A 12,014-nucleotide genomic window follows, 5' to 3' on the forward strand; every position below is an offset into this window, starting at 1 on the left:
CGTCGAACAACCGCCGGCCAGCCACCAATCACCAACCACCAATCACTCGCTAGAACGGCAGCAGATTCCGCTGCCGGCTGTAGGCCATGGTGCCGACGTTGGCGCCCAGTCGCAGGCCGACGCCGGTGCGGATCGGGGCCAGGACGATGCCGTCGGCGCGCTGGTAGTTCACGCCCAGACCGCCGACCAGATAGGCGGAGCCTTCCACGCCGGGGTAGCGGCGATAGATCATGTCGGGGTGGTAAAGGCCGTACACCAGGGTGAAGACGCGGCTGGCGTTGCCGCCGACGTCCCAGCCGATCGAAATGCCCTGCCAGAATACTTCCTGCGAAGCCGACAGGTCCTTCATGTGCAGGGCCCCGCGGCCGTAGCGGGCGCCGACGCCCACGGCGCCGGAGGCTTCCTCGCCGGCGATATAGGCGGTCGGGCGGTCGCCCTGTTCGGCGAAGATGCGCTCGATGGCGCCGCCGAGGGCCTCGGCGGCGATGCCCAGTTCGCGCGACCCGGCGGCGATCAGTTCATCGGCCGTATAGGCCGGCGCCTGCCCGTCCGAGGCGATCGGATAGGCGGGGTCGCCGGGCTGCTGTCCGGCGGTGGCGCAGGCGGACAGGCCGGAGACGCCGGCGGTGGCGGCGAGGCCCGACAGGATCATTTGGCGGCGATGCATGAGTTGGCTCCGATAGGCGGGGACGGCTCGCCCGACTCGCGCGGGCGCTTGCTGGCACCGTCACCGCTCTTTGAGTCAGCCTTGCGGCGGCGAGGTTAACGAGAGGTTGCCGGGCGGCCGTCCCTGAGGGGCGGAGTGGCGGGTGATTGGTGGTTGGCCGACGCCTCGGCTGTCGCGCGGACCGCGCCGCCCTCCCGCCGGCAGTGACGGCGCAACCACCCATCACCAACCACCAATCACCCCGCCGCCGTGTCAGCTCCTCAACGTCGCGCCCAGCTTCTGCGCCGCCGCCACGACCTTGGCCGACAACGCCTCGATCTCGGCCTCGGTCAGGGTCGCCTCGACCGGCTGGATCGAAACCTCCAGCGCCACCGACTTCATCCCCTCGGGTACGCCCGCGCCGCGATAGACGTCGAACACCGACACCCCGGCGACCAGCGCCTTGTCAGCGCCGGCGACGGCCCGGACCAGATCTCCCACGGCCTTGCCGTCCTCGACCACGAAGGCGAAGTCGCGGGTCAGGGGCATGAGGTTGGCCAGATTGGCGGGTCCGCGCGCCTTGGACTTCGCGCCGCGCGGCTCCGGCACGGCGTCCAGCACGATCTCGAAGGCCAGCATCGGTCCGTCGGCGTCTAGCGCCTTGAGCACGCGCGGGTGCAGGGCCCCGAACTCGACCATGACGTTCTTCGGACCCAGTTGCAGACGCGCCGAGCGGCCCGGGTGCCACCAGTCGCGGTTCTGCCCCTGCGCCAGCTGCAGCGACGCCACGGGCGCCCCCAGCGCCTCCAGCAGGGCCATCAGGTCGCCCTTGAGGCCGAACAGGGCATCTTCCGGGGCGGCGCCCCAGTGGCGCGCGGCGCGCGGGGCCACCAGACCGGCGATGACCGTGCGCTGTCCGGTCGGGCTGTCGTCCAGATAGATGGGGCCGATCTCGAACAGGGCGGCGTCGGCATGGCCGCGCGCGGCGTTGCGCGCCGCCGCCTGGATCAGGTTGGGCAGGGCCGAGGGCCGCATGCAGTCGAGATCCGCGGCGATCGGGTTCTCGACGCGCAGGGCGTCGTCCCCGCCGCCGAACAGGGCGGCCGTCGACTGTTTGGTGAACGACCAGGTGACCGCCTCGGCGTAGCCCATGGCCGCCAGCGCGCGCCGCGCCAGCCGCACCCGCGCCTGGCGCGGATTGAGCACGCCCCGCGACGGGGCGCCGAGGTCAGGCAGGGGCGTGGACGGCAGGGCGCCGTAGCCCTCGATCCGGGCGACTTCCTCGACCAGATCGGCCGTGCCCTCGACGTCGCGGCGCCAAGACGGCGGCGTGACGGTCCACGGGGTCCCGCGGGCCACCTCGAAACCGAGGCGGCTCAGAATTTCAGCGATCCGGTCGTCGTCCAGCGACAGGCCGGTGAGCGAGGCCACGCGGGCCGGGTCGAAGGCGAAGGCGGCCGGGGCGGCCGGGGTCTGACCCGTCACCACCAGCTCGGACGGCTCGCCCCCGCACAGGTCCAGGATCATGCGGGTGGCCAGCTCGACGCCGGCCGCGACGGAGGCGGGGTCGACGCCGCGCGCGAACCGGTACTGGGCGTCCGAGTTGAGCGCCAGGGTCCGGCCGGTCTGGGCCGTGACAATGGGATCGAACCAGGCGCACTCGACGAAGACGTCGACGGTCTCGTCCGAACAGCCGGTCGACTCGCCGCCCATGACGCCGCCGAGGCCGATGGGCCGCTCGCCGCCCGCATCCGCGATGACGCACATGGTCGGGTCCACGGCATAGGTCTTGCCGTCGAGCGCGATCAAATGCTCGCGGTGGGGACCGTCACCTTTGTCGAATGGAGTGTCATCACGAAGTTTCAGATGAACCGCAGTCGTGCTCTCGGCGAGGTGACCGCCGCGCACCACGATCTCAGTCCCGACCAGCTTGGCCGCGTCATAGACGTGGGCGGGCCGGCAGCGGTCGTAGGCGATCAGATTGGTGACATCGACCAGCCGGCTGATCGAGCGCAGGCCGATGGCCGTCAGCCGCCGTTGCAGCCACTCGGGCGAGGGGCCGTTCTTCACGCCGCGGATCAGCCGTCCGGCGAAGACCGGACACATCTCCGGCGCCTCGATCCGCACCGTGATCGGCGAGGGGAAGGTTCCGGGGACCGGCAGGATCGGGGGCGTCTTCAGCTGGCCGAGGCCCGCCGCCGCCAGATCGCGCGCGATCCCCGCCACGCCCAGCCAGTCGGGCCGGTTGGGGGTCACCTCGAAATCGATGACAGGCTCGGCGCCGAAGACGCCCGCCGCCGGGGTTCCCACGGCCAGATCGTCGGCCAGTTCGAGAATGCCGTCGCTCTCGCCGGCCAGCTCCAGCTCCGAGGCCGAGCACAGCATGCCGTGCGAGACCACGCCGCGCACCGGCTTCTCGACCAGGGTCACGCCCAGTCCGGGGACGAAGGCGCCGATCGGCGCATAGATGGTGGTCAGGCCCGCGCGGGCGTTGGGCGCGCCGCAGACGATCTCTTTCGGCCCATCCACCGTATCGACCTGGCAGACGCGCAGGCGATCGGCGTTGGGATGCTGTTCGGCCGAGACGATCCGCGCCACGGTGAAGGGGGCGAGGGCCGCGATCGGGTCATGGACGTCCTCGACCTCCAGACCGGCCATGGTCATGGCGTCGGCCACGACCGCCACGTCGGCGTCCGTGTCGAGATGCTCCTTCAGCCAGGAGAGGGTGAATTTCACGCCGCGTCGCCCCCGGCCTGCTCCATCGCGCTGTTGCCGGCGCTGATGCCGGACTCCAGCTCCGCCAGCAGCGCGTCATCGCCGGTGAACGCCACCTGGGCGAAGCGGCAACGCACGAAGCGGCAGTCGGCCATGCCGATCGCCCCGACGATCTTGTCGCCCAGCGGCTTGAGCAGCAGGTTCCGGGGATTGGCGGCCGCGCCCATGTTGCAGCCGTCGAACGTCGTGCCGTTCATCACCGCCATCACCGCCGGGCCCTCGATGACGCAGTCGGTGAAGGTCTTGCCGGTGATGACCATCTCGCCCGCGTTCCAGTGGTTCACGGCCAGCACCGGAAGCCAGACGGCCTCCTTCTCAAAGCTGGTGCGCGCGACCATGGCGCGCCCGGCGGCCTCGGCGGGGGACATTTTCGGGGTGTCTTCAGTCATGGGATCAGCTCAGGCCAGAGGCGGAATTGGGGGCGGCGAAGGCGGAGAAACCGTAGTGGGCCAGCCAGCGGGTGTCGGCGTCGAACATGGGGCGCAGGTCCGGAATGCCGTATTTCAGCATGGCCAGACGATCGACGCCCATGCCGAAGGCGAAGCCCTGAAACTCGTCGGGATTGATGCCGCAGTTCCGCAGCACATTGGGATGCACCATCCCGCAGCCGAGGATCTCCATCCAGCTGTCGCCCTGGTTGAGCTTCAGCTCGCCGCCCGAACGGTCGCAGCGGATGTCCATCTCGGCCGAGGGCTCGGTGAAGGGGAAATGGTGCGGCCGGAAGCGGGCGTCGACGCCGTCGACCTCGAAGAAGCGTGCGACGAAGGTCTCCAGCGTCCACTTCAGATGACCCATGTGGATGTCGCGGTCGATGACCAGCCCCTCGACCTGGTGGAACATCGGCGTGTGGGTGGCGTCCGAGTCCTTCCGAAAGGTCCGGCCCGGAGCGATGATCCGGATCGGCGGCTTCTGCGTCATCATGGTCCGCACCTGCACCGGGCTGGTGTGGGTGCGCAGCACCTTGCGCTCGCCCGTCTCCGGATCGGGTCGCAGGAAGAAGGTGTCGTGCATCTCCCGCGCCGGATGTTTCGGCGGGAAATTCAGGGCGGTGAAATTGTGGAAATCGTCCTCGATGTCTGGCCCCTCGGCGACCGCGAAGCCCATCTCGGCGAACAGGGCGATCATCTCGTCCATCACCTGCATGGTCGGATGGACCGAACCGGAGCGGCGCGGCCGCGACGGCAGGGTCAGGTCGACGTGCTCCGCCTTCAGCCGGGCGTCCAGCTCGGCGCCTTCCAGCTCGGCCTTGCGGGCGGCCAGGGCGGAGGACACCCGGTCACGCAGGCCGTTGATCATCGGGCCCTGCTCGCGCCGTTCATCGGGGCTCAGCGCGCCCATGCCCTTCAGCAGGCCGGAGATCGATCCGGACTTTCCAAGGGCGGCGACGCGCAGGTCCTCGACGGCGGCGGCGGTCTCCGCCGAGCCGATGGCGTTGATCAGGTCGAGTTCGAGTTGGGCGAGATCGGTCATTGCGACCGTCGTCTAGCGGGCGCGGACGGTTTCGTCACCCCGCCCGCCGGACGGAAGCGTGACGGTTCAGTCCTCGAGGACGAAGGAGACCTTCATATTGACGCGGTATTCGACGATCTCGCCGCCCTTGACCACGACCTTCTGCTCCTGGACCCAGGCGCCCGCGACGTTGTTGAGGGTCTTGTCGGCGCGGGCGATGCCCCGCTTCAGCGCGTCCTCGAAGCTGACGGTGGACGAGGCGGTGACTTCGGTGACCTTGGCGATGGACATGGGATTCCCCGAGATGATGGCGCGCAGGAATTTGCGGCCACGGTTTCTCAACGGGACGGGGCGGCGGGGGTTGCGTGGGTCCGCTCATGACGACGCCCGCCCCGGAGACCGGAGCGGGCGTTCATCGGTTCGGTGCGTCAGCCTAGGCCTTCAGCGCGTCGCGGACCTTGTCGGCCACGGCCTTGAAGGCGGCTTCGTCAGCGGCCATCGCGGCCAGAACCTTGCGGTCCAGCTCGATGCCGGCTTCGCCGAGGCCGTGCATGAATTGCGAATAGGTGAAGCCTTCCAGACGCGCGGCGGCGTTGATGCGCTGGATCCACAGGGCGCGGAACGAGCGCTTCTTGTTGCGGCGGTCGCGGTAGGCGTATTGCCCGGCGCGGTCGACCGCGGCCTTGGCGGTGCGGATGGTGTTCTTGCGGCGGCCGTAGAAACCCTTGGCCTGCTTCAGAACCTTCTTGTGTTTGGCGTGGGAAACTACGCCCCGTTTGACGCGAGCCATGTCGCTATCCTTTCAAATTCAATGCGTGGAGATCAGTCGAACAGCGCGCGCCGATCAGGCGTACGGCATGTAGGATTTGATCTTCTTGGCGTCGGCGTCGGCCATGACCGAGGTGCCGCGGTTCTGGCGGATGTATTTGCTGTTGTGGCTGATCAAGCGGTGCCGCTTGCCTGCCACGCCGGCCTTGACCTTGCCAGTCGCCGTGAATTTGAAGCGCTTCTTGGCGCCAGACTTTGTCTTCAGTTTGGGCATTTTCACTCTCTTTTTGAGTGGGTTGCCGGTTCTTTGGGCCTTTGGAGCCGTCGGATTGGAAACCCTGATGAGAACCGCCCAGGCATGCCTTTTAGCCCGGCGGTTCGGTACGCGAAGGCGCGGCTTCTAGGCCAGCCAGCGCGGGAAAGCAAGGCTGTCCGCTACTCCGCGGCGACCGGGACCGCCGTCGCCGCCTGCCGCTTGCGGAAGGCCCGCCCGGCGTTGATCGCCATCACCGCCGCCGGAATGGTCAGGGCCGCGCCGATCAGGAAGGGCCAGTCGTGGCCGATCTGCGAGAAAATGGCGCCGGCGATCATCGGCCCGAAGATGCGCGCGATCGAACTGGAGGCCATGTTCAGCCCCAGCATGGCGCCCTGCCGGTCCGCATCGACCGAGCGCGAGATCAGGGCCGAGATGTTGGGCATGGTCACCGCCATGCCGAAGGCGCCCGCCGCCATGATCACCGGCACCAGCCAGTCGGAGTCGGGCAGCAGGCGGCTGGCGACGACCTGACCCACCAGACCGGCGCCGAAGACCAGGCAGCCGACGGCGAGAACCCGCGCCTCGCCGAAGCGCCGGGCCAGACGTCCGGCCAGAAAGCCCTGGCAGATGACCGAGACGATCCCCACGGCCATGAAGCACAGGCCGACCTCGCGCGCGGTCCAGCCGTAGCGCGCCTCGGTCCAGAAGCCGAAGGTCGACTCCATGCCGGAGAAGCCGGCCATATAGATCAGGGTGACCAGCAGCACGCGCGACACCACCGGGTTGGATACGGCGTCATGCACCCCGCCGAGGAAGGCCGGGCGGGCCACGGCGGGATCCGCCTTGACCCGGCTCTCCTTCAGCAGGACGGCGACCCCGATGGCGGCCAGGACGCACAGTCCGGAGGCGGTGAAGATCGGCAGCTGGTAGCCCAGCGCGCCCAGGTCCGGTCGGGTCAGCAGGCCGCCGATCGCGGGGCCGAAGATGAAGCCGAGACCGAAGGCGGCGCCGATCAGTCCCATCCGGCCGGCGCGCAGCTCGGGCGGGGTGACGTCGGCGACATAGCCCTGGGCGGTCGAGACATTGCCCGCGCCCATGCCCGTGAACAGCCGCACCACGATGGCCAGCCAGATGTTGGGCACGAAGGCCAGGGCCAGATAGCCGGCCGCGTTGCACAGGATGGTGATCATCAGCACCGGCTTGCGGCCGATGCGGTCCGACAGCCGCCCCCAGAAGGGCTCGGCCACGAACTGACCCAGCGAATAGGCCGAGAACATCAGGGCGACCTGCCACGGCGGCGCGTCCAGCGTCTGGCCGTAGAAGGGCAGCAGCGGGATGACGATGCCGAACCCCACCAGATTGATGAACACCACCCCGAACAGGACGAACAGCGCCGATCGAGACGGAGGCTGGGGCAGGGCGGCTGACGTCACAGGGGCATACTCGGGCGGGAGGCGACCCCTGTGTCAGACAGATCGCGCGGGGGCGCAAGGCGGAGCTCGCAAACGCGATCTTCGCCCTGGTCGCCGGTCAGTCCGCACGGCGCGCCGGATTGTTCGCCTCGAGGAAGCGAACCGTCTCGGCCAGCATCTGCCGGCGGGTCGCGGACCGCGACAGCCAGTGATCCTCGCCCGGCAGCTCCACGAACTCGACCGGCTTGCCGGCCCGACGCAGAGCCTCGGCCATGACCCGGCTCTGTTCAATGGGCACCACCGTATCGTCCCTGCCGTGGATCAGCAGCAGGGGGCTGTCGACCGAGGCCGCGAGAAAGGCCGGGGACAGGTCGTCCAGGGTCCGGTCATTGAGCCGCGCCGCCCCCATGAACCGGTTCCAGTAGCGGACGGTCTGATTGTTCCTGTGGCGCGATTGCTCCGCCTCCCAGTTGACCATCCGGCGCAGGTCCGACACGCCGGCGACGGCTACGCCGCAGCGATAGACCTCGCTGTCGAGGGTCAGGCCCGCCATCGCCGCATAGCCGCCGTAGCTGGCGCCGACGATGCAGACGCGGTCGGGGTCGATGACGCCCTCGGCCGCCAGCCAGCGCACCCCGTCGGACAGGTCCGTCTGCATCTTGCGGCCCCATTCGCCATACCCCGCCTCAAGGAAGGCGCGGCCGTAGCCGGTCGAACCCCGGAAATTGGCCTGCAGCACCGCATAGCCGCGCGAGGCCAGCGCTTGGGCCCACCAGTCGAAACCCGCCACGTCCCGCGACGCCGGTCCGCCGTGGGCCAGCACCACCAGCGGCAGGCCCGACGGGTCGGTCACGCCCGGCGGCAGGGTCAGGTATCCTGGAATGTCCAGCCCGTCCCGGGCGGCGTAGTGGATCGACCGCACCGCGCCCACCTGTTCGGGCGCGATGGCCGGATAGGCGTCCGCCACGATGTCGGCGGTGCGAAGATCGAAATCGACCAGCTGATACTGGCCCGCCTCGCCCGTGTCGGTGAAGACGACAACCCGGCTCAGCGCGTCGTTCCAGGACACCAGTCGCGGAGCCTTGCCCCTGAAGGCCCTTTCGACGGACGACCACCGCCGCGAGGCCTGCGGATCCAGAAACTCGTACTGGACGCCCGCCTCTTCATCGCGGCCGCCGCCGACCAGCAGACGGGTCCTCGGGTGGTGCACCAGGAAGTCCGGGTCGTGCTCGAACGGCAGGCGGCTCCACTCGCCTGTGTCCACATTGACCTCGAACAGGACCTCGGAGGGCCCGGACCCGGCGTCGTCGGGCGCGAGGTCCGGCCGGTCGGCGCTGACGACGATGGTGCGGGGCGTGCGGCCCAAGCCCAGCAGCGCCGGAACGTCGACCGGGGCATCGACCGTCCAGACCTCGCGGTGACCCGACCCCTGGGGCAGGCGCAGCGACCAGCGGCCGGTGCGCTCATCATAGCGCGACAGGGCGATGATCTCGCCTTCGCCGTCCAGCACATAGTCGTCGGTCGTGCTGTCCATATAGGCCACCGAGCGGCCGCGTCCGGTTCTGGGGTCGACGCGGTGTAGGTTGGCCTGGTCATTGGTGGTGCTGACGCCGCGCACGAACAGGGTGTCGCCGTCGCTGGTGTTGCGGACCGAGGCGGGCCCGTATAGCACCGGCAGCACATCCAGCGTGCGGTCCAGCACCTGCACCACCCTCCGTGTCTCCAGGTCGAGCACCTGGCCGAAGAACAGTTCTGACCGCGGCACGCCCAGCGAGGCGATGTTGCGCGTCTGCGAGGTCACCACCAGGACCCGGCCTTCGCCGATCCAGCGCAGGTCGCGCACCTTGATGACGCTGATATCGCCGACGAACAGGTCCTCACGCGTCGATATCCGGGTGACCGCGAGAGAGCGCGTTTCGCCGGTGACCGTGATGCGGGCGATCAGCTCGCCGCTGGGCGACAGCTGGATGAGTTCGATGGCGGGGGTCGCGCCATAGGCCTCAAGGGGCGCTGGTGCCGGGCTCTGGGCCCAGGCGCCCGCATTGGCCGCGTAGCACAGCGCGGCGACCGCGAGAGCGAACGCCCTCATCCCAAGCTTGAACACGGCGGATACTCCCCTTTGCCGGGTATCCTTTTCCATCGCCCTGTACTGCGGTTGCAAGGGGGCGCGACCAAAAGAAAAAGCCCCGGCCGTTTCCGGTCGGGGCTTTTCGAAGTCGGAGGCGCGCGACCGTTATTTCGGCGCGAGGATCATGATCATCTGGCGGCCTTCCATGCGCGGCGCATATTCGACCTTGGCGATCTCCTCGAAATCGGCCTGGACCTTGTTGAGCAGCTTCATGCCCAGTTCCGGGTGAGCCATCTCGCGACCGCGGAAGCGCAGCGTCACCTTGACCTTGTCGCCCTCGTCGAAGAAGCGGTGCATGGCCTTGGCCTTCACCTCATAGTCGTGGACGTCGATGTTGGGGCGGAGCTTGATCTCTTTCAGCTCGACGACCTTCTGGCGCTTGCGCGCCTCGGCCTTCTTCTTCTGCTCCTGGAAGCGGAATTTGCCGTAGTCGAGGATCTTGCAGACCGGCGGCTCGGACGTGGAGACGATCTGAACCAGATCCATGCCGGCCTCTTCGGCGGCTTCCAGCGCGGCTGACGTCGGCATGACGCCCTGTTTCTCGCCGTTCTGATCGATGAGCAGAACGCGCGGCGCGCGGATATCTTGGTTCATGGGCGGCCCATCCTTGACGGGCGGCTGGTTCATCGGACGGCGAATGAGCGTCGGTTCCTTGTGTGGACGAAGAGGCGGAGTTCTGACGAGGATGAGCGCGCGACGGATCGCGGCGTTCCCCTTACCGGGCCTATATGACCGCGAAAGCCCCGGTCTTCAAGGTTTGAGCGGCGCGCGGCCGCCGATGTAGGCGTCGTGAAGGTCGAGGACGGCCTCAAAGACACGGTCGACTGTCAGCGCCTCGATGGGCGCGAACTCGCCGCGGGTCTCGTTGGAGGCGGCGGTGCGGGTCCGCGGACCCCACGGGCCGTACAGCCACCACTCGGTCGGGCCGAACAGGCCCAGCGTCGGGCGGCCCAGGGCGGCGGCGACATGCATCAGGCCGGAATCATTGCCCACGAACAGGTCGGCGACGTCGATGGCGGCGGCCGAGGCCAGGATGTCGCCCTTGCCGATGAAGTCGATGCCGCGGGGGCCGGCGGCCTCCAGCGCCGGGGTCGCCGGCGGCCGGTCGCCCGGTCCGCCCACGGCCATGAAGCGCCAGCCGTCGAACCGGGGCTCGGCCTTGAGCTTCTCGACCAGCTGGCCCCAGCGCTCGGCCGGCCAGCTCTTGCCCGGCTGGTGGGCGATCGGGGCCAGGGCGATGATCGGACCGGGACCGCTTCCGCCGGCCAGCTGCGGATCAAGCACCGCCTGCCGGTCGGCGACAGCCTGTGCGTCGAGGAAGATTTCGGGATCCAGCGGGTCCGGCGCGCCCATCATGCGCGACACCATCTCGACCTTGCGCAGCCCCGTCTCCCAGCCGCGATTGTAGACCACGCGCCGTTTCGCCGGGATCAGCCAGCTCAGCGCCGAGCCGCGGATGTCGATGACCAGGTCCCAGCGCGTGCCCACGACCTGACGCCAAAGGTCGAACCAGTGTCCGGCCAGCTTCTTCTTGTCGAGGATGATGACCCGCTCGACGTCCGGCGCGGAGCGGAAGAAGGGGGCCGGCGGCCGGCCGCAGGCGACGGTGATCCGGGCGCCCGGAACCTGCCGGGCGATCTCGCGGATCACGCCGGAGGATATGACGCAGTCGCCGATGCGGTTAGAAGTGACGAACAGGACCTTCCTGGCAGTTCTGGTATCTGTCACGCGTTTTTGGCCTTCGCTTCGCTTTCCCCGGTTCGCTATCAGTCCATGAGGACTTTCGCGAGAGGAGCCGCGATTGGACGACATCCAGCATCTGACCTGCCGGGGGGGCGAGACCCTGGCGTACCGCCGGGTCGACGGCGAAGGCCCGACCGTGGTCTGGATCGGCGGCTTCCGTTCCGACATGGAGGGAACCAAGGCCATGGCGCTGGACGCCGCGGCCCGTGAACGCGGCTGGGACTATGTCCGCTACGACCATTTCGCCCACGGCCGGTCGTCCGGCGACTGGCGCAAGGCGACGATCGGGCGCTGGCGCGAGGATGCGATCTGCATGATCGACAGCCTTAAAGGACCGGTGGTTCTGGTCGGCTCTTCCATGGGCGGCTGGGTCGCCTTGCTGGCGGCCCTGGCGCGACCGGGGCGGATGGCCGGCCTGGTTCTGATCAATCCGGCCCAGGATTTCACCGAACGGCTGATGTGGCCCGGCCTTGCCGACCACGAGCGCCAAACCATCCTGCGCGACGGCGAAATCACCATCGTTGAGGAGGGGTTCGGCGAATACGTCCTCACGCTCGCCATGTTCGAGGAAGGTCGGGACTGGTTGCTGCTGGGCGCGCCCCTGCCGATCGCCGCGCCGGTTCATATCCTTCAGGGCCGGGCTGACGACGTGGTGCCCTGGAGGCACGCCACGGCCCTGGTCGAGCGTCTGACCGGGGGGGACGTCCGTCTCGACCTGATCGAGGGCGGCGACCATCGCCTGTCTGCGCCCGATGATCTGGAGCGTCTGATCGAGGCGGTTGAACGGATGCGGCTTCAGGCGTTTACTTGAGGGACTCCATCGCAAGGAAGCCCCCG

General features: G+C 68.7%; 12 protein-coding genes. 1 reads left to right on the top strand and 11 read right to left on the bottom strand.

Features of this window, described 5'->3' with window-relative positions:
• Window positions 1-49: 49 nt before the first annotated feature.
• From QQJ79_RS04145 to QQJ79_RS04195, 11 genes are all read right to left on the bottom strand, one after another.
• The gene (locus QQJ79_RS04145) at window positions 50-667 is read right to left on the bottom strand and encodes a DUF1134 domain-containing protein (protein WP_284221401.1); all 618 of its coding nucleotides are present in this window, start codon (window positions 665-667) and stop codon (window positions 50-52) included.
• A gap of 252 nt (window positions 668-919) precedes the next feature.
• Complete coding sequence (gene ytpR, locus QQJ79_RS04150) at window positions 920-3,382, bottom strand: YtpR family tRNA-binding protein (protein WP_284221402.1); 2,463 nt, start codon at window positions 3,380-3,382, stop codon at window positions 920-922.
• Complete coding sequence (locus tag QQJ79_RS04155) at window positions 3,379-3,810, bottom strand: hypothetical protein (RefSeq protein ID WP_284221403.1); 432 nt, start codon at window positions 3,808-3,810, stop codon at window positions 3,379-3,381. The genes ytpR and QQJ79_RS04155 overlap by 4 nt, the downstream gene beginning before the upstream one ends.
• Window positions 3,811-3,814: 4 nt before the next feature.
• Window positions 3,815-4,891 (bottom strand): phenylalanine--tRNA ligase subunit alpha, encoded by a 1,077-nt coding sequence (pheS, locus tag QQJ79_RS04160; protein ID WP_284221404.1) that lies wholly within the window; start codon window positions 4,889-4,891, stop codon window positions 3,815-3,817.
• A 66-nt stretch (window positions 4,892-4,957) separates the two neighbouring features.
• Window positions 4,958-5,161, bottom strand: a complete 204-nt coding sequence (locus QQJ79_RS04165) for a dodecin family protein (protein ID WP_055827449.1) — start codon at window positions 5,159-5,161, stop codon at window positions 4,958-4,960.
• A gap of 142 nt (window positions 5,162-5,303) precedes the next feature.
• Window positions 5,304-5,660 carry a 50S ribosomal protein L20 gene (gene rplT, locus QQJ79_RS04170; RefSeq protein ID WP_284221408.1) on the bottom strand — a complete coding sequence of 119 codons (357 nt, stop codon included), beginning with the start codon at window positions 5,658-5,660 and terminating at the stop codon, window positions 5,304-5,306.
• 54 nt (window positions 5,661-5,714) lie between these two features.
• Window positions 5,715-5,912, bottom strand: a complete 198-nt coding sequence (gene rpmI / locus QQJ79_RS04175) for a 50S ribosomal protein L35 (protein ID WP_003166435.1) — start codon at window positions 5,910-5,912, stop codon at window positions 5,715-5,717.
• A gap of 161 nt (window positions 5,913-6,073) precedes the next feature.
• The gene (locus tag QQJ79_RS04180; RefSeq protein WP_284221441.1) at window positions 6,074-7,327 is read right to left on the bottom strand and encodes an MFS transporter; all 1,254 of its coding nucleotides are present in this window, start codon (window positions 7,325-7,327) and stop codon (window positions 6,074-6,076) included.
• 97 nt (window positions 7,328-7,424) lie between these two features.
• Window positions 7,425-9,395, bottom strand: coding sequence for an alpha/beta hydrolase family protein (locus QQJ79_RS04185; RefSeq protein ID WP_284221443.1), 1,971 nt, complete (start codon window positions 9,393-9,395; stop codon window positions 7,425-7,427).
• A gap of 144 nt (window positions 9,396-9,539) precedes the next feature.
• A complete protein-coding gene (gene infC, locus QQJ79_RS04190; protein WP_284221445.1) occupies window positions 9,540-10,061 on the bottom strand; it encodes a translation initiation factor IF-3 in 522 nt (173 codons plus the stop codon).
• Between the two features lie 123 nt (window positions 10,062-10,184).
• Window positions 10,185-11,162, bottom strand: a complete 978-nt coding sequence (locus QQJ79_RS04195; RefSeq protein WP_284221446.1) for a glycosyltransferase family 9 protein — start codon at window positions 11,160-11,162, stop codon at window positions 10,185-10,187.
• A 73-nt stretch (window positions 11,163-11,235) separates the two neighbouring features.
• Between QQJ79_RS04195 and QQJ79_RS04200 the strand changes: the two genes are divergently transcribed.
• Window positions 11,236-11,988: an alpha/beta fold hydrolase gene (locus QQJ79_RS04200; protein WP_284221449.1), complete on the top strand. Its 753-nt coding sequence runs from the start codon at window positions 11,236-11,238 to the stop codon at window positions 11,986-11,988.
• The last annotated feature ends 26 nt before the right edge of the window (window positions 11,989-12,014 follow it).

It is taken from the genome of Brevundimonas denitrificans, assembly GCF_030160755.1.
GTDB classification, from domain to species: domain Bacteria; phylum Pseudomonadota; class Alphaproteobacteria; order Caulobacterales; family Caulobacteraceae; genus Brevundimonas; species Brevundimonas denitrificans.